Annotated in this window: 28 protein-coding genes; 9 read left to right on the forward strand and 19 right to left on the reverse strand. The window is 40.6% G+C overall.

All coding sequences use genetic code 11. The features are described from left to right. Nucleotides 1-310: 310 nt before the first annotated feature. Complete coding sequence (locus AAEY55_RS13320) at nucleotides 311-850, forward strand: gamma carbonic anhydrase family protein (RefSeq protein ID WP_011326765.1); 540 nt, start codon at nucleotides 311-313, stop codon at nucleotides 848-850. Between the two features lie 4 nt (nucleotides 851-854). On the opposite strand, the gene AAEY55_RS13325 is transcribed toward AAEY55_RS13320, so the two are convergent. After that, nucleotides 855-1,109 carry a DUF1488 domain-containing protein gene (locus AAEY55_RS13325; protein WP_011326764.1) on the reverse strand — a complete coding sequence of 85 codons (255 nt, stop codon included), beginning with the start codon at nucleotides 1,107-1,109 and terminating at the stop codon, nucleotides 855-857. Next, nucleotides 1,106-1,930, reverse strand: coding sequence for a shikimate dehydrogenase (aroE, locus tag AAEY55_RS13330; RefSeq protein WP_011326763.1), 825 nt, complete (start codon nucleotides 1,928-1,930; stop codon nucleotides 1,106-1,108). The genes AAEY55_RS13325 and aroE overlap by 4 nt, the downstream gene beginning before the upstream one ends. Nucleotides 1,931-1,984: 54 nt before the next feature. Between aroE and AAEY55_RS13335 the strand changes: the two genes are divergently transcribed. Then, nucleotides 1,985-2,422, forward strand: coding sequence for a group II truncated hemoglobin (locus AAEY55_RS13335; RefSeq protein ID WP_011326762.1), 438 nt, complete (start codon nucleotides 1,985-1,987; stop codon nucleotides 2,420-2,422). Nucleotides 2,423-2,482: 60 nt separating this feature from the next. Here AAEY55_RS13335 and hemF read toward each other — a convergent pair whose 3' ends face one another. The 6 genes from hemF to AAEY55_RS13365 all read right to left on the reverse strand — a co-directional run bounded on the left by hemF (nucleotide 2,483) and on the right by AAEY55_RS13365 (nucleotide 7,888). After that, a complete protein-coding gene (hemF, locus tag AAEY55_RS13340; RefSeq protein ID WP_089368917.1) occupies nucleotides 2,483-3,433 on the reverse strand; it encodes an oxygen-dependent coproporphyrinogen oxidase in 951 nt (316 codons plus the stop codon). Nucleotide 3,434: 1 nt separating this feature from the next. Continuing rightward, nucleotides 3,435-3,995: an L-threonylcarbamoyladenylate synthase gene (locus tag AAEY55_RS13345; protein WP_089367528.1), complete on the reverse strand. Its 561-nt coding sequence runs from the start codon at nucleotides 3,993-3,995 to the stop codon at nucleotides 3,435-3,437. Between the two features lie 24 nt (nucleotides 3,996-4,019). Then, complete coding sequence (locus tag AAEY55_RS13350; RefSeq protein ID WP_011326759.1) at nucleotides 4,020-4,595, reverse strand: type I DNA topoisomerase; 576 nt, start codon at nucleotides 4,593-4,595, stop codon at nucleotides 4,020-4,022. Between the two features lie 248 nt (nucleotides 4,596-4,843). Further along, a complete protein-coding gene (locus AAEY55_RS13355; protein WP_011326758.1) occupies nucleotides 4,844-5,317 on the reverse strand; it encodes a DUF494 family protein in 474 nt (157 codons plus the stop codon). Between the two features lie 332 nt (nucleotides 5,318-5,649). After that, nucleotides 5,650-6,738 carry a DNA-processing protein DprA gene (dprA, locus tag AAEY55_RS13360; RefSeq protein WP_179807561.1) on the reverse strand — a complete coding sequence of 363 codons (1,089 nt, stop codon included), beginning with the start codon at nucleotides 6,736-6,738 and terminating at the stop codon, nucleotides 5,650-5,652. Nucleotides 6,739-6,766: 28 nt separating this feature from the next. Then, nucleotides 6,767-7,888 carry a LysM peptidoglycan-binding domain-containing protein gene (locus AAEY55_RS13365; RefSeq protein ID WP_011326756.1) on the reverse strand — a complete coding sequence of 374 codons (1,122 nt, stop codon included), beginning with the start codon at nucleotides 7,886-7,888 and terminating at the stop codon, nucleotides 6,767-6,769. Nucleotides 7,889-8,006: 118 nt separating this feature from the next. Between AAEY55_RS13365 and def the strand changes: the two genes are divergently transcribed. The 4 genes from def (at nucleotide 8,007) to trkA (ending at nucleotide 12,252) form a co-directional block, all read left to right on the forward strand. Then, nucleotides 8,007-8,510, forward strand: a complete 504-nt coding sequence (gene def, locus AAEY55_RS13370) for a peptide deformylase (RefSeq protein ID WP_011326755.1) — start codon at nucleotides 8,007-8,009, stop codon at nucleotides 8,508-8,510. Between the two features lie 24 nt (nucleotides 8,511-8,534). Beyond that, a complete protein-coding gene (gene fmt, locus AAEY55_RS13375) occupies nucleotides 8,535-9,500 on the forward strand; it encodes a methionyl-tRNA formyltransferase (protein ID WP_179807562.1) in 966 nt (321 codons plus the stop codon). Continuing rightward, a complete protein-coding gene (gene rsmB, locus AAEY55_RS13380; RefSeq protein WP_350551761.1) occupies nucleotides 9,493-10,788 on the forward strand; it encodes a 16S rRNA (cytosine(967)-C(5))-methyltransferase RsmB in 1,296 nt (431 codons plus the stop codon). The genes fmt and rsmB overlap by 8 nt, the downstream gene beginning before the upstream one ends. Before the next feature lie 87 nt (nucleotides 10,789-10,875). Further along, nucleotides 10,876-12,252 (forward strand): Trk system potassium transporter TrkA, encoded by a 1,377-nt coding sequence (gene trkA / locus AAEY55_RS13385; RefSeq protein WP_011326752.1) that lies wholly within the window; start codon nucleotides 10,876-10,878, stop codon nucleotides 12,250-12,252. Between the two features lie 75 nt (nucleotides 12,253-12,327). Here trkA and AAEY55_RS13390 read toward each other — a convergent pair whose 3' ends face one another. From AAEY55_RS13390 to AAEY55_RS13425, 8 genes are all read right to left on the reverse strand, one after another. Next, entirely contained in the window at nucleotides 12,328-12,543 is a 216-nt protein-coding gene (locus tag AAEY55_RS13390) for an EF-hand domain-containing protein (protein ID WP_086996434.1), read from the reverse strand. A gap of 67 nt (nucleotides 12,544-12,610) precedes the next feature. Further along, the gene (locus tag AAEY55_RS13395) at nucleotides 12,611-12,823 is read right to left on the reverse strand and encodes a calmodulin (RefSeq protein ID WP_011326750.1); all 213 of its coding nucleotides are present in this window, start codon (nucleotides 12,821-12,823) and stop codon (nucleotides 12,611-12,613) included. A gap of 149 nt (nucleotides 12,824-12,972) precedes the next feature. Next, nucleotides 12,973-13,185, reverse strand: a complete 213-nt coding sequence (locus AAEY55_RS13400; protein ID WP_058372236.1) for an EF-hand domain-containing protein — start codon at nucleotides 13,183-13,185, stop codon at nucleotides 12,973-12,975. A 467-nt stretch (nucleotides 13,186-13,652) separates the two neighbouring features. After that, entirely contained in the window at nucleotides 13,653-14,324 is a 672-nt protein-coding gene (locus AAEY55_RS13405; protein ID WP_011326748.1) for a flagellar brake protein, read from the reverse strand. 39 nt (nucleotides 14,325-14,363) lie between these two features. Next, entirely contained in the window at nucleotides 14,364-15,815 is a 1,452-nt protein-coding gene (locus AAEY55_RS13410; RefSeq protein ID WP_011326747.1) for a TrkH family potassium uptake protein, read from the reverse strand. Nucleotides 15,816-15,864: 49 nt separating this feature from the next. Beyond that, on the reverse strand, nucleotides 15,865-16,479 hold the full coding sequence (locus AAEY55_RS13415) for a YigZ family protein (RefSeq protein ID WP_179807564.1): 615 nt from the start codon (nucleotides 16,477-16,479) through the stop codon (nucleotides 15,865-15,867). 78 nt (nucleotides 16,480-16,557) lie between these two features. After that, complete coding sequence (pepQ, locus tag AAEY55_RS13420) at nucleotides 16,558-17,880, reverse strand: Xaa-Pro dipeptidase (protein WP_011326745.1); 1,323 nt, start codon at nucleotides 17,878-17,880, stop codon at nucleotides 16,558-16,560. A gap of 118 nt (nucleotides 17,881-17,998) precedes the next feature. Continuing rightward, a complete protein-coding gene (locus AAEY55_RS13425) occupies nucleotides 17,999-19,885 on the reverse strand; it encodes a transglycosylase SLT domain-containing protein (RefSeq protein WP_011326744.1) in 1,887 nt (628 codons plus the stop codon). Between the two features lie 192 nt (nucleotides 19,886-20,077). Between AAEY55_RS13425 and fadB the strand changes: the two genes are divergently transcribed. From fadB to tusA, 3 genes are all read left to right on the forward strand, one after another. After that, entirely contained in the window at nucleotides 20,078-22,237 is a 2,160-nt protein-coding gene (gene fadB, locus AAEY55_RS13430; protein WP_193038878.1) for a fatty acid oxidation complex subunit alpha FadB, read from the forward strand. A 4-nt stretch (nucleotides 22,238-22,241) separates the two neighbouring features. Next, on the forward strand, nucleotides 22,242-23,411 hold the full coding sequence (gene fadA / locus AAEY55_RS13435) for an acetyl-CoA C-acyltransferase FadA (protein WP_011326742.1): 1,170 nt from the start codon (nucleotides 22,242-22,244) through the stop codon (nucleotides 23,409-23,411). 307 nt (nucleotides 23,412-23,718) lie between these two features. Next, entirely contained in the window at nucleotides 23,719-23,958 is a 240-nt protein-coding gene (gene tusA / locus AAEY55_RS13440; protein ID WP_011326741.1) for a sulfurtransferase TusA, read from the forward strand. Between the two features lie 12 nt (nucleotides 23,959-23,970). Here tusA and AAEY55_RS13445 read toward each other — a convergent pair whose 3' ends face one another. The 3 genes from AAEY55_RS13445 to AAEY55_RS13455 form a co-directional block, all read right to left on the reverse strand. Further along, nucleotides 23,971-24,459, reverse strand: coding sequence for a hypothetical protein (locus tag AAEY55_RS13445; protein ID WP_350551768.1), 489 nt, complete (start codon nucleotides 24,457-24,459; stop codon nucleotides 23,971-23,973). A 66-nt stretch (nucleotides 24,460-24,525) separates the two neighbouring features. Then, nucleotides 24,526-24,924, reverse strand: coding sequence for a hypothetical protein (locus AAEY55_RS13450; RefSeq protein ID WP_350551771.1), 399 nt, complete (start codon nucleotides 24,922-24,924; stop codon nucleotides 24,526-24,528). An 89-nt stretch (nucleotides 24,925-25,013) separates the two neighbouring features. Beyond that, nucleotides 25,014-25,466 (reverse strand): hypothetical protein, encoded by a 453-nt coding sequence (locus AAEY55_RS13455; RefSeq protein ID WP_011326739.1) that lies wholly within the window; start codon nucleotides 25,464-25,466, stop codon nucleotides 25,014-25,016. Nucleotides 25,467-25,555 lie beyond the last annotated feature (89 nt).

Genomic DNA, 25,555 nt, shown 5'->3' on the forward strand with positions numbered 1-25,555 from the left:
TTCGAGTCAATACTTTGTTTTAAACTTTCTTTCGACAATTTAAAACCGAAGTTTTATTTAACTCTCTGAGTAGTTCGTGTCTCGCTAGGCGTTGACGTTTCCCGTCTCAGTGGGGTCGCATTATAGGGAGATCCGAAAACAGATCAAGCATTTTTTACTGAAAAACTAAAAAAAAACGACGTTCGCTCAGTAACTGAGCTAAAGCGCCTAAAACTGATAGTTTTATAAACAATTACTGCTTTTGTGGCACTTAAATAAGCTCTGCTGTTACACTCTTAATTTAATATAACTGTTAGTTAAAGGTGCAGATATGACAATCCGTTCTTATAAAGGTGTTATCCCTTCATTTAATGCGTCTGTTTATATAGATGAATCATCGGTATTGGTTGGCGATATTACTTTGGGTGATGATAGCAGCGTGTGGCCGTTAGTTGCTGCCCGTGGTGATGTAAACTATATACGCATTGGTGAGCGTACTAATATACAAGATGGTAGCGTGCTGCATTTATCGCGAGCAACCAAAAGTAACCCCGAAGGTTATCCGCTTATAATTGGTGATGATGTAACGGTTGGGCACAAAGTTATGTTACATGGTTGTCAGTTAGGTAATCGTATATTGGTGGGAATGGGCGCAATTATTATGGACAATGCCATTGTTGAAGATAATGTGATTATTGGCGGGGGTTCATTGGTGCCACCAAATAAGCGTTTGGAGTCTGGTTACTTATATGTAGGCAGTCCAGTTAAGCAAGCTCGAGCGCTTACCGAGCAAGAGCTTACATTTTTAAAAGTATCTGCGGATAACTATGTACTGCTTAAAAATGAGTACTTAAGTGACGACGTTATATAAGCACTTAGCTAATTAAGCTGACTTCTATTTGGCCTGCCGAGTTGTAACTTTCATCTTCGATAAGTTGCTCGGCGCGCTCTTCGTAATCAAAACGATTTTTTTCAAAATAACTTGTTGCATGACTTTCATCGGTCAAACCTAAACTACTTACCGCAATAACACATTCCACCAGCATGCCATTTACTTGTGCAAAAAAGACTAATTGGTGCGCTGGCTCTCTAAATTCTAACCTATCTATAAATTGTATTGCTTGGTTCATGTAAGTGCTCCCTGTTTTAGTGCATTAACGACAGGTAGTATTGCAGGCATTTTATTACGCCATACATAATATGCCTGGGCAGCCTGACCAACTAGCATGCCGCTGCCATCCAACAATTTAGTCTTACTATTATACTGCGCTACCCAATTCATAAAAATGGTATTTTGCAGTGAATAAAACATGTCATACGCTACTTCACAGTTAGTAATATGTTTTTGATCAAGTGCTGGAAGCTCGTCATTCATACTGCTAGAGGTAGAGTTTATGATAAGCGCATAATCGTTTTCTGGTAGATTGTTAAAACCATAACCCGATACATTCCCATGTTGAGCAAACAACTTTGCTAAATTTTGTGCTTTTTCGGCGGTACGATTAACAATAACAACTTCCTGTGGCTGATGATCCAGCAAGGGTAAAACAACCCCCCTTGCAGCCCCGCCTGCGCCTATTATTAAAATACGTTTACCGGTAATACTGACATTATTAGCCAGCAGATCGCTTACAAAGCCGATGCCGTCGGTGTTATCGCCTAGTAACGTGCCGTCTGCTTGCTTTTTTAAGGTATTTACTGCACCGACAATTTTAGCTAATGGTGTGAGCTCATCTGCCATTGCAAAAGCCTGCTCTTTAAAGGGCATAGTTACATTAGCTCCCTTACCGCCTTGAGCAAAAAAATTCGATACTGTTTTTTCAAAGTTATCGATAGGTGCTAAGATTGCGCGATAGTCGATTTGCTCACCTAAAGAGATAGCAAATTGTTTATGTATCGCGGGGGATTTTGAATGTTTTATTGGATTTCCAAAAACCGCATATTTGTCCATTTTAAAGCAACCTCTTTGCAGTAGTAATACTGCCTATTAACGATGATAAATAATATGATTAAACGACTTTTTTCAAAATCTAAGCCCGCCACAATAGAGCAAACACCCACACCTGAAAAAACACCTTATGAAATACTAGGTGGAGAAGCAGGCGCACTTGCTATTGCAAATAGATTCTACGATATTATGGCTACAGATGAATACGCTAAACCATTATATGATATGCATCCTCTGCCATTAGATAGAATTCGCCAAGTGTTTTTTGAATTTTTATCTGGCTGGTTAGGCGGCCCAGACCTATTTGTAGCAAAACATGGCCATCCTATGCTGCGTAAACGCCATATGCCTTTTACCATTGATCAAGACTTGCGCGACCAATGGATGTACTGCATGAATAAAACATTAGACCTTGAAGTAGATAATCCATTACTACGAGAAGGCCTTAAGCAATCGTTTGGACAGCTAGCGAGCCATATGATTAACCAGCATTAACGCATAACGCTAAATACAAAAAGGCGCTATGTAGCGCCTTTTATATTTACACGAGAAGCCTTAAAGCTGGCACTCTCTAGCAATTAAATCATTTGGTTGTGTACTCAACCATTGCTGAGGGCGTAAGTAATACTGGTATAACTTAGCCTCAGCACTCTCTGCGTCTGGAGTGTAGTTATACTCCCAACGCGCTAACGGTGGCATAGACATTAATATAGATTCGGTGCGACCACCCGTTTGCAAACCAAACAGAGTGCCTCTATCCCAGACTAAATTAAACTCTACGTAGCGGCCACGACGATAAAGCTGGAAGTCGCGTTGCTGCGCTGTGTATTCATCTTTTTTACGACGCTCTATAATAGGTAAGTAAGCCTCTAAAAAGCCATTACCTACTGCTTGCGTAAAGGCAAAGCTTTGCTCAAAACCCAGTTCATTTAGGTCGTCAAAAAATAACCCACCTACACCGCGTGTTTCATCGCGATGCTTTAAATAAAAATATTCATCGCACCAGGTTTTGTACTTTGGATACAACTCATCGCCAAATGGTGCACATAAGTCATGTGCTACTTGATGCCAATGTACTACATCATCAAGTACAGGATAAAAAGGGGTTAAGTCAAAGCCACCACCAAACCACCATATTGGTTGTTCGCCTTCTTTTTCGGCAATAAAAAAACGCACATTGGCATGACTGGTTGGTATATGTGGATTTTTTGGATGAATAACCAATGACACACCGCAAGCATGAAAGCTTCGCCCTGCAAGTTCGGGTCTGTGTGCGGTTGCAGATGCGGGCATAGAGGCACCAAATACATGCGAGTAGTTAACACCGCCTTGCTCAATAATATTACCATTAGTGATAACGCGTGTACGTCCGCCGCCGCCTTCGCTACGCTGCCAGTTATCTTCTATAAACTTAGCTTTACCATCGGCTGCTTCAAGGCCTTGGCTAATAGTGTCTTGCAAAGCCATAAAGTAGGCTTTTACTTGCTCTAATAATTCACTTTGCATATTAACCTCTAAATACTTTGCCATTCATGGCATCTTTAATTGTACTTGGTTGCGTATTACCACCGAGTGGCTCATCAACATAATAACCTACCTGCTCAGTAAACTGGCTTTTAGCCTCGGCAATGCTTAATACTGTATTTTGACCGCTTAAATTAGCGCTAGTTGATACCAGTGGCTTACCAAACTCTTGGCATAAGCGCTTTACGGTTGGATGGTTAGTCACCCTAACTGCAATAGTGTCATACTGCCCAGTTAACCACTTTGGGGTGTTTTTAGCTGCGGGCATAACCCAAGTAATCGCATTTGGCCAACTTGAAAAAATGTCGGCGCGTTTATCCATTGGGATTTTGGCATCATCTACATATTTTAATAACTGCCCGTAGTTATCGGCAATTAAAATAAGGCCTTTTTCGACCGGGCGCTGTTTAATAGCCAGTAGTCGCTCAACTGCTTGTTGATTATCTGGATCGCAACCTAAGCCATATACAGCTTCTGTAGGGTATAAAATCACTTCGCCTTGCGCTAAACATGTTATAGCAGCTATAGTAGATTGATCTGACAAAATCGTCTCCAGGAGTTTTAAACGTTATTCAGTGGCTGCAAGTTTATGCATACAACTTTTTTGCGGGCATTGTAACACAGTGCTATTAGCCATTTTTCTCTCAATCAACAGTGGCCAGTTACATTCTGGGCACGATTGCTCAACCGGTTTATTATTCAGCGTATATTTACAGCTTGGGTAGCAATCGCATGAATAAAATATTTTACCAAATTTATTACTACGTGAAACTAAACGGCCTTTTTTACATTTAGGGCAACTAGGTAATGGCTCTTCATTTTGCTTTGCCTCGTTTTCATTGGCAATGTAATGACACTCTGGATACCCTGTACAACCAATAAACATACCGTAGCGGCCATTTTTTACCACCAGCTGCTTACTACATTGTGGACATGCGGAATCTTCTAGCACTTTTATTTCACTGCTATCGTGATGCGCCAACGGGCGAATAAAATCGCACTTGGGGTAGCTGGCACAACCTAAAAATGGGCCTGATTTACTATTGCGGATCACTAACTCTGAACCACATTGTGGGCATATCTCATATTCTTTTTCTAGGGCGTGCTTATTCGCCGAGAAAAGCGAATGGTCGATTTTACTCATGGTGATCCTAAAGGTTGGTGAATTTTCGCCTAATATACCCAAAACACTTAAAGATACAATAGCTATACCCATTACATTAAATTAGCGGCCAATTATAGCGTAAAAAGTACGGTGCAATAATAAGGCAAAGATTATGGCATATACTTGCTATATAAATTACTTTTTCGAAAGTACTTAAGCAATTTAATTTACTCGTATGCTCATATTTTGTATTAAATAGGTATTAATAGGTATCTTGAATTTAGGTATTAGTGAAGTAAGTCGCCGGGCTGGTCAAATATAAGATCTTCCATTTGCTCACAAGCCACTTCTGCTCCGGGTATATTAAATAGCACCATTAACACCACCCACTTTAAATCGTCTAACCCTATAAAAGATTTATCTAGCGCTGCTAAGCGGTCCATTACCATTTCACGGGTAATACCATTAGTAACGCCAATGCGTTCAACAAACATTAAAAAATTACGGCACTGCACATCCAGCATTTTGCATTCGTGGTCGGTAAATATTCTCATTGTTTGTGGCGAGTCAGTGATTAAATATGGTGATGTGTCACTATGCTGTAATTCGGCTAGCTGCTCTAGCCAATCTAGTGCTTTAAATATTTCGGCTTGATTAAAACCAGCTCGTAATAATTCATCGGTCAATTCGTTAGGTTCAATGAAGAGCCCAGCGTCGTTGTGAATATAGTTTTCAAAAAGATACATAAGCACTTCAAACATATCACCACCTCGCATTTAGCTTAAGTACTTAGTTTAGGGTCTGTTAATCTTTCAAGGTTAAATTTGCAGCAGCCTGTTTGGTATTTAGGCAAGGCAGAGCCTATGTGGTGTATTCCCCATAAATTGGCGATAACGCAGCATTAATGCCACACAGGCGCTACCCGAAGGGTTCTGCCTAGGGGCAATTAACTCTTTGTTGCCTACATGGATGTAGGTAAGGGGCGTGAGCAGGACGCGGAAGCTTTGCTCGGTTTTTACTTAGCCCACTAGGTTACAAACCTCGCGCCGCGATTAAATTGCCTCTAGTTTGAACAAATATTAACCCGCAAAGGTCAACAGACCCTGATGTAACCATCTAAAACTCGCTCTATTTGATCATCTAGCTCCAAGTCCAGCAATCTGGCTTGCACTTTATCAATTGGCCACTGAGCACGGCGAACAATGTCATCAACACTGGTTACCTCAAAGCCAATACTATTTAACACCTCACACTGGGAGTCTTTATTGGTTTGGGTTGACTGCTCTGGAGTTAAAAAACCACTTTGATAAGCAAAGCTCACCTCATCAAGAATATCACTTACATTCTCCACGAGCTTAGCACCTTGCTTAATTAAAAAATGACTCGCTTGGGCAAGTGGGTTTTTAATCGATCCGGGAACAGCAAATACTTCTTTATTTTGCTCCAGCGCATAGCGTACAGTAATAAGCGAACCGCTTTTAATTTCAGCTTCAACAATAAGTACCCCCAGCGACAACCCCGATATAATACGATTACGACGCGGAAAATTATGCGCATTCGCGGCAGTACCAGGTAAAAACTCACTTACAAGCAAGCCCTGCTCTAATACTTGATTTGTAAGTAGCTTATGCTGCTTAGGGTAGTAAATATCAACACCGGTACCCAGCACGGCAATGGTTTTTCCGCTGCCAGCTAAGGCCCCTTTATGCGCAGCTCCGTCTATACCGCGGGCCATGCCTGAAGTAATAGTGATTCCAGCTAAGGTAAGTTGATATGCAAACTCAGCAGCTATTTCCAGCCCGGTGGGAGTGGCGTTACGGCTCCCAACTATGGCTATTTGTGGGCTAGTTAATAACGACACATCGCCTTTGCAAAAAAGCAATAAAGGCGCACTGGCTATTTGTTTTAAATCTTCGGGGTAAGCGGCATCAAAAATACTAATAACCGTTATATTATTGTGTAGGATTAACTGTTCATAATGCGTAATTTGCTGCCAATTAGTGTGCAACAAATTAGTAGCTTGATTAGCACTTAGTCCTAATTGCAGTAATTGCTGATGAGATAAGCCAAACAATGACTCAAGGGAATGGTTTTTAGATAGTGCTAAAAGGGTTTTAATACCCAACCCTTTACATATATAAAAGGCAAGCCAGTGGGCTAGCTTGCCAGATGACTGATCCATGCTCTCTCCTAGAGCACCGACTCGCTACTTAATGAATAACTGCAATATCTCCAACGCGAATTGGGTGCTGATTTTTAGTTATTAGCGCATAACTTACGTTGTCATACACCTTAAATACAATTAACTCACCTACTTTTTCTTTCGGCATTTTCCAAACCGTACTTCCATCATCGGGTTCAGCACCAAAAAACTCGTTAGCATTTGAAATTAACTTCTCAAAGCGACTTGAGTCCTCGGTGTAGCGAGGACCACGAGGACCATCTATAACGCTTGGTGATTGGCGTTCAATATCAAGTACATGACCCACTTCTACTTGCTGCTCTGACCCTAAGTTTAGCACCACTACATCCATAGTGCTAAATTCTCTAGAATCGCTTGGCGAAGCAATAACATAACCCAATACAGCCTGGGTAGGACGATGCATATTAAAATACGCTGGTAGCATTTGCCCTTCCATTGCTGGAAGTAAAAAGTCGCCTTGTTTTATTTCGCGCTTCACCGACTCAACTCTGACCGATGCAGGCTCGCCATTAGCGGCATCGCCTTTTCTAAAGGCGCGAGCCATACCAACATAAGCAGCACGATTAGCAAGTACCCTTCCAGTTTCTGGGTCTAAATATGGCTTACCTTTATGATAAATTGCATAAGCTTGGTGTAACTTTAAATCGCCTTTAACGTATAAAATATGCCCTAACGTTTGTGTTTTCGTGTTCTCGTTTGCCCCTAAAATATAAGGTTTAGCTTTTATATCGTCGCTATTTATAGCTTGCTCATAAGTTATATAAGGTCTGATCATTTCTAGTGGCAAGGTGGTAATTGCATTTTTGCCTTTAGGGGTAATTCGCCCCTGAGGAGACAGCTTTCGGTACGCTTTATTTATCACTAAACGTGGATTTCCCTGCGCATCGTAGATTAATGCTAAGGCATCGCCGGGATAAATAAGGTGAGGGTTATTAATTTGCGGGTTCAATTGCCACAACTCAGGCCATAGCCAAGGTTCGTTTAAATAAACCCCAGAAATATCCCAAAGTGTATCGCCTTTTTTCACAACATACTGTTTAGGTGCATCTTTTTTTATTTTTAGCACATCAGCATAAGTAGAAAATGCAGCACCTAATGCAACGATAATTGCAATTAATGGAGATTTCATTGGGCTTCCTTGTATTGTTTTTTCATTATTATTGACCAAAACCTGTTAAAGGGGAACGCGAATGGCTAAAATAAGAGCATACAATACCCTAAATTAAGCATAAGTGTAAAAGGTAACTATGGCTACGTTAGAAGTTTTAAGATTCCCAGATGAACGTTTACGTACAATAGCACAAGAAGTTGCACATGTTGACGACCAAGTCCGTGTGATTATAAAAGACATGCTAGAAACTATGTATGATGAAAATGGCATTGGTCTTGCTGCCACACAAGTTAATATTCATCAACGCATTGTAGTGATTGACGTATCAGAAGAGCGCAACGAACCACTGGTATTAATTAATCCACAAATCATTAAAAAAGACGGTACAACCGTAAGCGAAGAAGGCTGCCTTTCTGTGCCTAACTCTTACGCAAAAGTTGATCGCGCAGAAACGGTTACTGTTGCCGCGCTTAACGAGCAAGGCGAAGAATTTGTACTAGATGCAGATGAACTACTAGCTATTTGTATTCAACACGAACTAGATCACCTTCAAGGTAAGCTTTTCATTGATTACTTATCGCCATTAAAGCGCCAACGTATTCGTAAAAAGCTTGAAAAAGAAGCCAAATTTGCAGAATAGTAATAAGCACCTTAGGAAAACTCAGTGACTCAACCATTACGCATTATATTTGCCGGTACGCCGGACTTTGCCGCACGTCATTTACAAGCGCTGATACAAAGCGAACACCAAATATTGGGTGTGTATAGCCAGCCAGACCGCCCGGCAGGTCGTGGTAAAAAATTAAAAGCCAGTGAAGTCAAAGAGCTCGCACTTGAGCACAACTTACCGGTTTTTCAGCCACAATCACTAAAAACAGAAGACGCCTTAAATGAGCTTACTAGCCTTAATGCCGACATCATGATTGTAGTGGCTTATGGCTTAATTTTACCTAAAGCCATTTTAGATGCGCCGCGATTAGGCTGTTTAAATGTGCATGGTTCTATTTTACCACGCTGGCGTGGTGCTGCCCCGATTCAACGTGCTATTTGGGCAGGTGATGAACAAACCGGCGTCACCATAATGCAAATGGATGAAGGGCTAGATACTGGCGACATGTTACATATAAGCCGCTGCCCTATTAGTGCCACCGAAACCAGTGCCAGTTTATATACTAAATTAGCTGATCTTGGCCCTGGTGCACTTATTGACACTATTAACAACTTAGCGAATGGTAAAATAACCCCTGAGCCACAAAATGATGCCGCGGCTAATTACGCTAAAAAGCTCTCAAAAGACGAAGCCAATATTGACTGGTCTATGAGCGCGGCGCAAATTGAGCGCAACATTCGCGCGTTTAATCCGTGGCCGGTATGCTTCACCCAAATGGGAGGGCAGCCAGTAAAAATTTATCAAGCACATGTTGTAGAGCAATCAAGCAACCAGCCTGATAATAACGGGCGCGTTTTGTCGAGCGACAAACATGGCGTTATTGTAGGTTGTGGCGAACATGCTTTATGTATTACGCAATTACAACCGCAAGGTAAAAAACCAATGGCAATTAACGACTTTTTAAATGGTCGTAGTGACTGGGTTACTCCTGGCACAATATTAGGCGAAAATAATGAGTAATGTTCCAAACGTACGAGCGCTTGCCGCTGAAACTTTATATAACGTAGTTGATAAAGGCGCTTCGCTTAATCAAGAACTACCATTTGCCAGCCAAGGCTTGCCACCTAAAGATAAAGCCCTGCTACAGCAAATTTGCTATGGCGTTTTACGCTATTTACCAAGCCTTGAAAACTACTGCCAACATTTAGTTGAGGAGCCGTTAAAAGGTAAGCGTAGAATATTTCAGTTTTTATTGTATGTGGGCATTTACCAACTACAACACATGCGTGTTCCGCCACATGCGGCAATTTCAGAAACTGTAAATGCACTACAACAATTGCGTGCTTTGGGTTTAAAAGGACTTATTAACGCTATTCTACGTAGTTTTCAGCGCCAACAACTTGAGCTTGAAGAAAAAGCCAAACTTATTCCGGTGTGTTTATACAATCATCCAAACTGGTTTATCAAACAAGTTAAAGAAGCTTATCCTGATAGTTGGGAAGATCTGCTTGCAGAAAACCAACAGCAAGCGCCTATGTGGCTGCGTGTAAATCAAGCGCAATACAGCACGCAAGAATACAGCGATATACTAACAGCTAACGATATTGAGCATACACTTAACCCTGATTTTATAGATGGGATAAAGTTAGCTAAACCACGAGATGTATTTTCATTACCTGAGTTTGATACCGGTGCTTGTTCTGTACAAGATGCTGCTGCACAGTTAGCTGCGCGCTTTTTAGAGCCTAAAGATGACGACACTATTTTAGATGCCTGCGCCGCGCCGGGTGGCAAAACCTGTCATATTTTAGAGTTGGCCGATGCTGAGGTACTTGCCCTTGATAGCGATGCAACTCGCCTAGAGCGTGTTAAGCAAAACTTAACTCGTATAGGCTTAGGTGCCGACCTACAATGTGGTGATGCATCACAACCACACACTTGGTGGGATGAAAAACAGTTTGATCGTATTTTACTCGACGTACCTTGCTCGGCTACCGGTGTTATTCGCCGCCACCCCGATATAAAGTGGTTGCGTCGTGCATCAGACATTGCCGATTTAGCAGCATTACAAGGCGATATACTCGATAGTATTTGGCCGCTTCTAAAGCCAGGTGGCACCTTGGTATACGCTACTTGTTCAGTACTCCCTCAAGAAAACCAACAACAAGTTGCTAAGTTTTTAGCTAATAACAATGATGTTGAGCATATTCCTCTACATGATAAAGACACGCCCACCACACCTGGTTTACAGTTACTTCCTGGTGAAAGCGATGGCTTTTATTACGCTAAACTAGTTAAAAAAATATAACCTATACAGCACACAACAATTAGCTATCTATCTTATTTTAGATAGCTAATACTTCATAGCAATAGGTACTTATAACACTGGTAAATAATGAAAATAATCATACTCGGAGCTGGCCAAGTAGGCGGCACACTAGCTGAAAATTTAGTTGGTGAACAAAACGAAATAACGGTCGTTGATATTGACGGCAACCGCTTACGCGAGCTTCAAGATAAGTATGACCTACAAGGCGTTGCTGGTCACGGCGCTCACCCAGATGTACTTCGCAGAGCCGGTGCGGAAGACGCCGATATGATTATCGCGGTAACCAGTTCAGATGAAGTAAACATGGTTGCCTGCCAAGTTGCGTATAGTATTTTTAATACCCCGACTAAAATAGCCCGAATTCGTTCTGAGCAATATTTAAAGTATCGTGAAAAGCTGTTTCATAACGATGACTTGCCGGTCGATCACTATATTGCTCCTGAGGCATTAGTAACTAAGTACATTCGCCGCTTAATAGACTACCCAGGCGCGTTGCAAGTGCTGCAGTTTGCCGATGGCATGCTCTCTTTGGTTGCTGTAAAAGCTTACTATGGCGGTTTATTAGTAGGTTATGCGCTATCTACGCTTAAACAGCATATTCCCAATGTGGAAACTCGTGTAGCCGCTATTTATCGCCAAGGAAAAGCGATAAAACCTCTAGGCACAACAATTATTGAAGCCGATGATGAAGTGTTTTTTATAGCAGCCACTAAACACATCCGCGCCGTTATGAACGAACTCCAAAGGTTAGAGCGTTCATATAAAAACATTATGATTGCTGGTGGCGGTAATATAGGCGCAGGCCTAGCGCGCTCACTGGAAAAAAATCACAGTGTAAAATTAATTGAGCGCAGCAAAGAGCGCGCCGAGCAACTCTCTGAAATGCTCGACAACACGATTGTTTTTTGCGGAGATGCGTCAGACCAAGAGCTATTGTCAGAAGAGCATATAGATCAGGTTGATGTGTTTATTGCGGTAACCAACGATGATGAAGTAAATATAATGTCGGCCATGCTAGCAAAACGTATGGGCGCACAAAAAACCATGGTACTTATTCAACGCAGTGCATACGTTGACTTAGTACAAGGCGGCGATATTGATATTGCAATTTCACCACAAGAAGCCACTATTTCGGCATTACTTACTCATGTTCGCCGCGGCGATATTGTTAACGTATATTCACTACGCAAAGGTGCAGCTGAAGCTATTGAAGCTGTTGCCCATGGTGATGAAAATACATCTAAAGTAGTTGGCCGAACTGTAAGGGATATAAAACTCCCAGCAGGTACTACTATTGGTGCTGTAGTACGTAACGACGACGTGCTTATTGCCCACGACGATACCATTATTATGTCGGGCGACCATGTCATCATGTTCTTAATTGATAAAAAGCACATTAATATTGTAGAAAAACTATTTCAGGTGAGCGCTATATTTTTATAGCAGTACATTGTTGGTACTTTAAACACAAAAAAGCAGCTTAGTTAAGCTGCTTTTTTAATATAGGGTACTAAAGCTTTATTGTACTTTGGCAAACTCTTCTTTAGAAAGTTCGCCATTACCGTCAGTATCTAGCTGATCAAATATTTTTACTAACTGTGTATTTGCCGCAGCTTCTTGCTGAGAAATAACACCATCGCCGTTGGTATCAAAAGAGGCAAAATCCACTGCTGCATAGGCTGCTGCTGAAGACGCTAAAACTAAAATCGCAAGTGATGTATTTAATACTTTCATAATAATCTCCTAAAATGAGAGGTCCTTCTCAGAAATCCCTGGCTGTGAAAAATAACCGAAAAAGTAATTAGTAGTTAGCAAACTCTGCTTTAGAAAGCTCACCGTTACCATCTGTATCTAACTCTGCAAATTGTGCGATTAAATCGGAATCTACCGACGCTTCACTTTGGCTAATTGCGCCATTACCATCTACATCAAGGGTATCAAAATCACTTGCTGCAAAAGCGGCTGATGACGATGCTAGAGCGATAAGTGCGAGTGCTTTATTTAACTGTTTCATAATTTAATCCTTTACTATGTTATTCAATGCTTTATCAAAAAATTAGATATACTAAGGTTTATACTTTCCTTGTTATTCTTTTTCATAAGCTCCCTTGCTTACTTAGGTTGTCTTTGGCAACACAGAATTTTATCAACCTTGCATTTTGCTTATGCTTTAGAAAATTCTTCTTTTGATAACTCACCGTTTTGGTCAGTATCAAGCTCTGAGAAAATACTCATTAACTCTGCATCAACAGCAGCTTCGCTTTGACTAATTGCGCCATTACCATCTACATCAAGGGTATCAAAATCACTTGCTGCAAAAGCGGCTGATGACGATGCTAGAGCGATAAGTGCTAACGTTTTATTTAATGTTTTCATAATCAATCTTCCTTCAAAGTTTATGTTAACTGCGATTAAGTGCTTCACTTTAAATCACGTTTAATGCAATACAGCTTAACTATTACAACTTCGATGCCAACATTTAAAACATCAATAACTTCAATTAGTTAAAGGTAACATACACTTAAAGGTGATAATTAACTGTCTATTTTTGTTGCCTTTTTGCAACACACTTTAAGCCCAAAAAATAAGTTCGAACAAATTCAATGCCTTACAAAAAGCAAAAAACGCCACAGATTATAAATACACACTGTAAGGAGACTGTTTAGCTGGGGTATTCAACTCGGTTACAGCTGAATAATTTTTGAAATGAAAATAACCAATAGCTTTTACTTTTATAAATTATTGTTTTTATAGATTATTTTATTTTTATCAATGCAGGTATGCGTTATTTAAAATTAAATTTAATAAATCGCTATTTTGTTGCAAAATAGCGAAATGTACAGTTACTCGGTTTCTGATTGGAGTATTGAAGGGTCAATAAAGTGATCCCCCATAAAGCTTTTCATTTCTTCTTCGCTGGCTAATAGCTTTATTCCACAGTAAGCACCTTGAACGTGTTCTTTCACGCTACAAATTTCTCCCTGAAAGTCTTTAACTTGCTTATTACTACTATCGAGGATGATTGAGCATTGCATCCCTTTAATATTTTCAGCCTGGGTTTTGTCTTTAAGATCAAACTTTACGCCCGTTAGCGAAATATCTTTAATTACCCCGTCGAGTATCCTGTCATCACTAAGTTTTAGCTTGGCCGATAATAAGGTAGGTATACGAGTTTGCGAGCGTAAATCGAATAACTGCACTTGCTTTGGGTAATTAATAAAAAGTAAGCGTGCGGGATGAGATGCAACTGACATTATTTGCTGACGAAAAGCGATAACCTGCCCACCACTTCCCTCTATTAGTGCTCTTACTACCACCATTACCCCATCGTGCAGGTAGTCGCTTGCTGTAGGCAGGCGCTTTGAGCTCGGATAGTTTAAAATAATAAATCGATTTTCGAGCAAACCTATAAACTCTGTTTTTACACGCTTGCTGGCTGTTGGTGTTAAAATTTCAAGATCAACCATGGCACCAGACATTATTTGGTGTAACTTTTCTAGGTTAGTTGTTGGCATATCCTTTTCCCTAATACTCTTTATAAACTAACAATTAAATTATCCGCGCCAAAATGTAGGCGTAAACAGCACTAATAAAGTAAATATTTCTAAACGGCCAAATACCATAGCAATAGTAAGCAACCATTTAGCACCATCACTAATAGACCCATAGTGCGATGCAACATCTCCTAAGCCCGGGCCAAGGTTATTTAAACACGCTGCAGTAGCAGAAAATGCTGTAATGTTATCCATACCGGTTCCCATCAGCGCTAGCATAATAATTATAAACACCAATGCGTACGCTGAGAAAAACCCCCATACAGCTTCTACTACTTTGTCTGGCAACGCTTTGCTGCCTAACTTGATAGAATATATAGCCCGAGGATGCACTAGCCTATTAAGCTCTCGCACGCCTTGTAAGTATAGTAAGAATACGCGCACCACTTTCATACCGCCACCGGTAGAGCCCGCACAGCCACCTATAAAGCTCGAAAATATAAGCAGTATTGGTAAAAATAATGGCCAAGCCGAAAAGTTATCGGTGGCAAATCCTGCCGTACTGCTAATTGAAACAGCATGAAATAGCGCTTGGTCGAGTGTTTCATCGCCATTGGCATACACTTCATGAGACGAAAGCACGGTAAAGCAAATCACCACCAGCGCTAACTGAATACATAAAAACACTTTAAACTCAGGGTCGCGAATATAAACACTGATATTTCTACTTGCTACCGCAGCGTAATGCAGTGAAAAGTTAATGGCTGCAATAATTAAAAAGAACACACAAATAAAGTTAATTACTGGGCTATCAAAATGCCCCATAGAGGCATCATAAGTAGAAAACCCACCAATGGCGACCGTTGAGAACGCATGGCTTATTGCGTCAAACCAATCCATGCCTGCAATCCAATATGCCAAGGTACACGCAAGTGTAATTGACACATATATATACCAAAGGTGCTTTGCGGTGTCGGCAATTCGCGGGGTCATTTTAGAGTCTTTTACTGGCCCTGGTATTTCGGCGCGATATAGCTGCATACCACCAACCCCTAGCATAGGTAAAATAGCAACCGCCAATACAATGATCCCCATACCGCCAAACCACTGTAGTTGTTGGCGATAAAATAATACCGATTTAGGCAAGTACTCTATACCGGTTAGTACCGTTGCTCCGGTGGTGGTTAACCCCGAAAACGCTTCAAATACCGCATCAGCCAGTGATAGGTTTGGCTCTTGTAAAAATATCAGCGGTAAGGATGCAAACGCGCCAAGTACCAACCAAAATAACACAACAATTAAAAACCCTTCCCGCGCTTTTAAATCTCCATCTTCGTGGCGGTTAGGGTAATAAGCCATTAAGCCAATAGTGACACTAAAAATAAAAGCCAAAACAAAAGGAACACCACCACCGTCTTTATAAATTAAAGACACGATTGCCGGAGGCACCATGGTAATACTAAACAGTGCAACAAGTTGCCCAAGGATTTTTATAATGGTACGAAATTGCATTTAGCGTATCGCTTTTATTATTAGTAAGTTTAACGAGTAAGATATTGTCTTACTCTTTAATGGTTAACTCAACCGCGCCGTGGCTTAAATCAAAAATATCTTGAATTGCTTGCGTCGCTTGGCGGCTATCAATAGTAATAACCCATTCAATATTAGCAGTAAATTGCTTATCGATGTTAAGCACTTGATACTTCGTTTTTAATAGTTGCTCAATAACGCCTTGCATACTGTATTCACTACTACCAATTAGCTCAATACTTGGCACTTTATTTATCGTTGATAAGTTAGCTAATGCATTATTTAATGTGCCTCCATAAGCACGTACTAAACCGCCTGTACCTAGCTTTATACCACCAAAATAACGCGTAACCACAGCGGTAACTTCACCAAGCCCTGAGCCCATAAGCACATTTAACATGGGTTTACCGGCGGTGCCATTTGGCTCACCATCATCTGAAAACCCATACACATGGCTTCCTCCTGGTTTACCCGCTACGTGAGCCCAGCAATTATGCCGTGCATCGGCATACTTAGTTTCAATACTTTTTATAAACGCTTTAGCTGAACTTAAATCTGGGGTATGTGCAATATGCACAATAAAGGTGCTTTTTTTAATCTCTTCTTGATGAAAAACATCTGCTGCTGGGTATTTATATTCTGACATTCGTTGATGAACCAAGTTATAAACCAAAAAATGGGGCCAACAGGCCCCTCTTTATAATACAGCTAGTCTAACGCGTGATTAATCTAGCGCTAAATTTCGTGTCATATTCTCAAGGCTATCTTCGTGTACTATGATGTTATCTTCAATACGAATACCACCATAAGGCTTAAACGACTCTACCTTTTGCCAATTAATAAACTGTTTATTATCGGTTTGTGCTAAATCGCCTAGCAAAGAGTCGATAAAGTATAGCCCAGGCTCAATAGTAAACACTTGGTTTTTTTCAATTATGCGAGTACAACGCAAAAATGGATGTCCCTCTGGAGCTGCTTGTTGTGCGCCCATTTCATCAGCCATAAAACCACCCATGTCGTGCACTTGTAAACCTAGGTGATGCCCTAAACCATGTGGGAAGAAGGTAGAGGTAATTTTACGTTCAACTATTTCCTCAGCCGGTAGCTTAACAATATCAAAGTCGCTAAGTATTTGTGCAACTCTATTGTGACACTCAACATGTAAATCACCATAAAGCATGCCGGGTTTTAACCCCGTACCTAACTCTATTTGCGCTGCAGTCATTGCTTGCACTAGCTCTGCAAATTCGCCTTGTTTTTTAAAGTCATACGTACGGGTAATATCTGCCGCATAGCCATTAAAATTAGCGCCTGCATCTATTAAAAATGAGTTGTGTTGCTGCGGTGCTTTTGCCTCAAAGTGCGTGTAGTGCAAAATGGCGCAGTTTTCGTTTAGCGCCACAATGTTGCCATAAGGCATTTCGTTTTCACTTTGGCGAGTTGCCATTAAGTAAGCTTGCTGAATATCAAACTCACTGCCACCATTAAAAAAGGTATCGCGGGCAGCTTTGTGGCCATCTACTGCAATACGGTTGGCGTTACGTAAACATTCAAGCTCATATTGGGTTTTATAAGCGCGGTGGTAATGAAAGTAATTTAGTACCGGCTCAGGATTCATAACACTAAAGCCTAGTGCTTGTGCTACTTCTAAGTATTCGCCCACATAAGCGTAGTTAGCTTTGTCGTAGGGCAATAGCTTTTCAACCTGATCGGGCTGTAATAACAATTCAATGTCAAAATACTCAGCCCAAAAATCGCGCGGCTCATCTGGCACTTTATGCCAAAAATCAACCGGACGATAAAAAATAAGTTTAGGCTTGTCGCTACCATTTACCACAATCCAGCAATGTGGATTGTCTAGTACTGGTAACCAAGCTTTAAAGTGTGGATTAACTTTAAATGGATAATACATATCATCTAAAAACTGACGCTTAGCTTGGCCCGAGTGAATAACTAATCCCTCTAACCCTTCACGTTCACAAATTGTACGAGTACGTTGTTGCAGTGTTGCAATATGTTCGGCGTATAAAACGGCTAATTTATCCATAATAAACCCATCTGTTGTATTTAACTTGCTTTGAGTCTACCACACACATAATCCATACCCAAAGCGCTCAAAATAAGGGGAACATCTAACCTTATTAGCATCCCCTTACCTTTATTAATTATCCGCCCATTTTCATTTCGAGTAGCGGCGCCAGTATATTTCCCTCGCGGTGTAAACGCGTATGATAAACCTGCCTGTAGGCAAATACGTTTTTAACATAATCGCGAGTTTCTCTATACGGGATCAATTCAATCCATAGCTCTGCTGGAATAGCTTCATCTGGTAACCAGCGTTTAATACGATGATACCCTGCGTTATATGAAGCCGTTGCCAATATTTCATTGCCGTGGTTTTTCTTTTTTAAATACTGCAAATAGCGCGTACCTAATCTTATATTTGTTTGTGGTTGATATAAGCGGCGGCTCGACACACTGCCTTTATTTACGTAATCGGCAGTACTGGGCAATAACTGCATTAACCCTCGCGCATTTGCTGATGAACGTGCATCGGGGGCAAATGAGCTTTCACGGCGCGCAATGGCAATACTCCACGCCACGTCTATTTTACTGCGCTTACTGTAGCGCTCAAATACATCTTGAAACGCAAACGGAAAACGCTGCTCTACGTTATCCCACGCTTTTATTTTTGCCAGTGTAAAAATAGTGCTGTCATGCCAACCCAGCTCTGTGGAGAGTATTGAAGCAGCTAACTTTTCTTCGTCACTCGAGGTGTTTGTTAGGTAATTCCATTCGCGACGTGCCGAGGTAAAGCGCTCAAGCTCATAAAAAGCTTTTGCACGCTTGTAGCCCGGGGCATTTTTTACTTTATTAACAAGCGCCTGATCAACAACTAAAGGTTGGTTATTTAAATCAACCGGTAACCCTAATCGTGCCGCGGCTAAAAAACCATAATAATCGCGATTAGCTGCTACTGTTTTCCAAATAGCGTCTGCTTTTTGTTGCTCACCACGTTTTGCGTAGCTGTACGCTAACCAGTATTGCTGGCCAAGACTTAAGTTATCTTTACCAGTAAAAAAGGCTGCAATACCCTCCCAGTCTTGGGTTTTAAGCATATTACCGAGTTGCCACTGAATTAGTTTGCTGTCTTGGCGATCTTTTGGCACTTTGTTTAGCCAAAAGCTTGCTTGTTTATGTCCGCTGGAAGCAAGCGACAGTGCAAAGGTATAATACACATCTGCTTTAGCTGCATCGCTGTAAGTAAATATTTGCTCTAGCTTTTCCCATGCTTTTAAAGCAAGCTCTTTATCGCGCCAAATTAAACGCTTTACACCATAAAGAGCAATTTGCCCTTCTTTAACCGACTTATTTTTGTATCTGTATAATCCGGCTGCAGCACTTGGATCGCGGCGTACTTTTAAGTATAAATCAGCTAAGTAACCTTCATTACTGGGTAGTAATGTTTTTAAATAAGGTAATAGGCTTTGAGTACCGCCTTCTGCCGCCATAGTCACCCGCTGCCAAACAGCCTCTTTACTCATATAGCCTTTTTTACGCCATAACGAAAAAAGCCCATCGCACGCTTTAGGTTGCGACTTGCCTACCGTCCATAAATCAGTTACTTGGTTAAATATCGCTTTTTCTGGCGCACCTAAATCAAGTTGATAATCTAAATATGTACAAGTCAGTTCAGTATCAGAGGTTTTACGGTAATTGCGAATATACGCTGCTTTTTTATTATGCTTTTCTAAATAGCTTAACCATGCTTTACGCACTGGCCACTCTAGCGGCGTATGCTGATAAATAGTGAGGTAATCCTCTATTTCTGCTTGGTGTTTTATATCTGGATGTCGTTGCCAATATACTTTTTCAACATAAGGCTTTAATGGATGATCAAGATTACTTATAGCCATTTTAAAGTCTTGGTAATCACCATAGCGAACTTTTTTTTCAGCGTCTAAAAATGCATCGTTATCGATGTTTGCCTCAACGCAGTGAAGAGGGAAAATAAAAACCGCTGCCATAGCATTTAATAAATATTTTTTCATAATGCCTTCATAATAAAATTAAAATAATAAGCAAAAACTTTTGTTCCACCATAGCACCAAACAAGCTATATTTTAACCAACTGTTTTGTAACCAAGTTAAATTTTTCGTTGCATTTTTAATTCAAAGCAAGCACACTGATTAAATCGCAACTCATCGTACCAGTCTTAGTTCGTCAACTAGGGAGAATAATAATGTTATATAAAAGCGATTCCTTTGAAGTTAGCTTCATAAAGGAAAACATCGCCGAGTTTAAGTTTTGTGCTACAGGTTCTGTAAACACACTATCTCAGCAAACCCTTTCAGATTGCGCAACAGCATTAAAACAATTAGCTGCAAATACTGATATAAAAGGCATGATTTTTACCAGTGATAAAGAACACTTTATTATTGGTGCCGACGTATTCGAATTTTTACCTATATTTACTAGATCTGAAGCAGAACTAGTAACTTGGATAAAAGAAGCCACTGACGTTTTTGACGCTATCGAAGACTTACCATTCCCAACTCTAAGCGCTGTAAATGGCTTAGCACTTGGCGGTGGCTGTGAGTGGGTACTTGCTACCGATTATCGTGTAGCAAGCGAAACTGCACAAATGGGTCTTCCAGAAGTAACCCTTGGCATAATGCCTGGTTTTGGTGGCACAGTACGCTTACCGCGCATTATTGGTGCCGATAACGCCATGATGTGGATTACCTCAGGTTCTACTAACCGCGCAGCAGATGCCCTTAAAGTAGGTGCTTTTGACGCAGTAGTTAGTGCTGACAAACTTATAGAGTCAAGTGTATCAACACTTGAATTAGCAATTGCTGGCAAGCTCGATTGGCAAGCAAAACGCAATGTAAAGCTACAACCACTTAAATTAAACCGTGTTGAGCAAGGCATGAGCTTTGCAATGGCTGAAGGCATGGTAATGGCTAAAACTAAAGGCCACTATCCTGCACCTGTAATGGCTGTAAAAACCATTAAAGCAGCTGCTAACTGTACTCGTGATGAAGCAATGGCAATCGAAAATGCCAACTTTGCTAAATTAGCAGGCACGCCAGAAGTTGCCGCGCAAATTGGTATATTTCTAGCCGACCAGTACATTAAAGGTAAATCACGTAAACTTGCTAAACAAAGCGATGTAGAAATTAAACAAGCTGCAGTGTTAGGTGCTGGCATTATGGGCGGCGGTATTGCATACCAGTCTGCTTATAAAGGTACACCTATTATAATGAAAGATATCCAACAGGATGCACTTGACTTAGGTATGGGCGAAGCCTCTAAGTTACTTGGCCAAAAAGTTAAACGTGGCCATATGTCGATGGAAAAAATGCTTGGTACGCTAAGCAAAATTAAACCGACCCTTAATGATTCTGATCTACAAAGTGCCGATATTATTGTTGAAGCCGTAGTAGAGAACCCTAAAGTTAAGCAAGCAGTACTTGCAGAGCTTGAGAAAACCATGCCAGAGGGCACGGTACTTACCTCAAACACTTCAACTATTTGTATTGATTTACTTGCAGAAGCGTTAGATAAACCAGAAAACTTCTGTGGTATGCACTTTTTTAACCCAGTACCGAAAATGCCGTTAGTAGAAATTATCCGTGGTGCAAAAACCTCTGATAAAACCATTAACGCCGTAGTTGATTACGCGCTTAAATTAGGCAAGTCTCCTATTGTTGTTAACGATTGCCCTGGCTTTTTTGTAAACCGTGTTTTATTCCCTTACTTTGCAGGTTTTAGCAAATTAGTAGTTGAAGGTGCTAACTTTGCAAAAGTAGATAAAGTAATGGAAAACGTATTTGGCTGGCCTATGGGTCCGGCTTACTTACTTGATGTTGTAGGTATTGATACCGCTTTTCATTGTACTGGCGTAATGGCCGATGGCTTCCCTGAGCGCATGGCGCGTGCAGATAAAGACCCAGTGACTATTTTTGCTAACGAAAAGCGTTTTGGCCAAAAGAACAAAGCTGGTTTTTATAAGTACGAAACAGATCGTCGCGGTCGTCTTAAAAAATCGCATGACGAAACTGCAATTGAGCTACTTAAGCCAATTACTGAAGCAGAAAAAGCATTCGATAAACAAGAAATCATTGACCGTTGTATGATCCCAATGCTTAACGAAGTGCTACTTTGTTTACAAGAAGGCATTGTTGCATCACCACAAGAAGCTGATATGGCACTTGTTTACGGTGTTGGTTTCCCTCCATTTAGAGGCGGCGCGTTCCGTTACTTAGATCAAACCGGTTTAGCTAACTTTGTGGCAACTGCCGACAAATATGCTCACTTAGGTGCGATTTATCAAGTATCAGAGCAAACTCGTCAATGGGCCGAAGAAGGTCGTGTTTTCTATAAGGTGGAAGGTTAATATCATGAATAATCCAGTAATTGTAGATTGTATCCGCACACCTATGGGTCGTTCTAAAGGTGGCGTATTCAAAAATAAACGTGCCGAAGACTTAAGCGCACATTTAATGAAAGGCTTACTCGATCGCAACCCAGCAGTTGATCCAGCATCAATTGACGATATTTATTGGGGTTGTGTACAGCAAACATTAGAGCAAGGCTTTAACGTTGCACGTAACGCTGCATTACTTGCCGGTATTCCACATAGCGTACCAGCAGTAACAGTTAACCGTTTATGTGGCTCGTCAATGCAAGCATTGCATGACGCAGCACGCGCAATAATGACTGGCGCTGGCGACACTTACCTAATTGGTGGTGTTGAGCACATGGGCCACGTACCTATGACTCACGGTAACGACTTTCACCCAGGTTTAGCAACAAGCATTGCGCAAGCTGCTGGCTCTATGGGCTTAACAGCTGAATACCTAGCAACACTGCATGGTATTAGCCGTGAGCAGCAAGATGAATTTGCGTACCGCTCACATCAACGTGCTCAAGCTGCAACTGTTGAGGGACGTTTTCGCCGCGAAATTTTAGCAATGGAAGGTCACGCAGCAGATGGTTCTCTTATCTTAGTTGAAGACGACGAAGTAATTCGTCCAGAAACAACGGTAGAAGGCCTGTCAAAGCTGCGCCCAGTGTTTAATCCTGCATCGGGTACGGTAACAGCCGGAACTTCTTCTGCACTTTCTGACGGCGCATCTGCAATGTTAGTAATGAGCGAAGCAAAAGCAAAAGAACTTGGCTTACCAATTCGCGCACGCATTAAAGCAATGGCAGTAGCGGGTTGCGATCCATCAATCATGGGTTACGGCCCAGTACCAGCAAGCAAAAAAGCACTTGCACAAGCCGGTATTACAATTGATGACTTAGGCGTAGTTGAGCTTAACGAAGCCTTTGCAGCACAATCATTACCTGTAATGAAAGATTTAGGGTTAATGGATGTAGTTGACGAAAAAGTGAATTTAAACGGCGGCGCAATCGCACTTGGACACCCACTAGGCTGTTCGGGTTCGCGTATTAGCACATCGCTTATTCACTTAATGGAAGACAAAAATGTACGATACGGTTTAGCAACTATGTGTATTGGTTTAGGCCAAGGCATTGCCACTGTATTTGAACGTGTTCAAGACTAATTAGTTTAAACATGTAAAACCATCTTGGTGATTAAAAAGGCGAACTGATTTTATGCAGTTCGCCTTTTTTATTGGTTTATTTTTAGTTATTTTATATGGTTATATTGAAAAACTGGAATACTGTGATCGGGTGTATTATCTGTTATTGCCACGCTCTATTGATTAAACCCTTTGATTAAATAAGGTGTGTAATTTAGATATGAGTAAAATAGTTAAATAACGCTTTAAATTGCGCTAAACTCTACAACTTATAAAATGTAAAACCCTAATGTGCAGCAATCGCTTTAACTAAACAGGCAAATTTATTATGAGCTTTAATAACCCCGATCACCAATTAGATGCCATAGGCCTTCGCTGCCCAGAGCCAGTGATGATGGTACGCGCTGCTATTCGTAAAATGAATGATGGTGAAACGTTATTAATCATTGCCGACGACCCATCAACCACGCGTGACATTCCCAGCTTTTGTACCTTTATGGATCACACGCTGGTGGCCAAAGATGCCGAACAAGCACCGTATCGCTATGTAGTGAAGAAAGGGTTGTAGGACTAGGTGCTGCTAGGTGCTGCTAGGTGCTTCAATGTATTGTGTTCTGATTAAGTTTGCACTCTTAAAATATAAATTATTTTTTTCTTCTAAATAGTGAGCGACTCGGAACCACTCAAAATCCAAGTGAAATTCCTTTTCATTGTTAACTACTAATGCTGGCGGCCCCAAGAGTCGCTTCATGTTTAAGTTTATATTTTGATCAAGTAACTTACTAAAATAATCTTCAGTCTCAGTAACTGATTTATTTACCAGGGTGCGTAATTTAATCATTAAATCAAAAATTCCTTCAAAATAACCATCTATCGCTCTATTGAGGTCAACTAAATCAGACTTTAAGAGCTCATCTATAAATGCAGAGTTTAGTCCCCTTAACAACTTTATCCTTTCTGCCTCTTCCATTGCCGATAATACGAGTGGAATCTGAAATTTTGTTATTACGCCGTTTCCATATGTACTTTTAGATGGATATTTTAAAGTTAGCCTATTTACTGGCAACATTTTATGTTGGCATAAATTTCTCAAATTACAGCATAGAACATAATACTGATTCTCTTTAAAGATCCTCTATCTTTCTATTAATAGTTCAGGTAATAAAGATTGATCAATATCATTAATTATCGAAAAATTATCACGTTTATTGTACAACCGATCTAAAACTAATTTTCCAGTATTCAAAATACTTAGATAGGAGATATTTAATTTAGTACGGGCTTTTTGATTTTCTATATAAGCATGTACCTCAGAGAAATGTGAAAACTCTTGTGAAAGTTGAGCCATAGTAAGCAATGATTTGAATGTTTTAAACTCCTCTATCAAAACGTCAAATAAATTTTCTATCTCAAGTTTTCGTGAGAATACTCTATATTTATTTATGCACTCAGATAAGTCGGATTCAGTTAACTTAATTCGTTCATAGCTAGGCTTATCATTTTCTAGATAGCAGTACTCTATATAATTATTCAATGCCTCACCCCTTAATCCAAAGGTTCAATTTCATATTAACGTCCTTGTCATAAATCTTTAAGCTCACTCGGGCAACTAAAAGCTGACAGCTATTTCTTCGTTATCGTCACTTGTGGCTTGTCGTAATTACTGTAATCAATACTTACTATGTAGGTGCCTTTTATTGCGGGCGTATAGCTAAAGTAATTATAAATAGTATTACAGTCGGCAACTGCAGGTTGGCCTAGTGTTAGTTTTTGCCCTGCTGGCTGAGTATCGCTGTAGCCACAGTTGTAACCTTCACTAAAGTCGGCATCGGCAATTTTAAATTCGTATACTTTACCAGGCGTTGAAAATTTAACTTCTGCTTGATACAGCGATCGCGCTACTTGGGTAAATTGGTACTGTGGCTCTGCATCCCATAAGGTAAAGTCGCCCCTTAAATACACGGTACGATCTAATTTTTGTTGTGGCAATACATCATCAAGCGTTATTTGCGTAGAACAAGCAGTTAAAAAACTAACAAGTGCTAAGGTTAAAATACGTTTTATTGGGCTTTTCATTCGAGATCCTTACTTTATATATGCAGGTTAATAATACACCAAAATTAAAACTAAAAAGCCAGCAAAACGCTGGCTTTTTACATTATCGA

Source organism: Pseudoalteromonas sp. 120-MNA-CIBAN-0494, assembly GCF_040308885.1.
In the GTDB taxonomy this organism is placed as follows: Bacteria; Pseudomonadota; Gammaproteobacteria; order Enterobacterales; family Alteromonadaceae; genus Pseudoalteromonas; species Pseudoalteromonas nigrifaciens.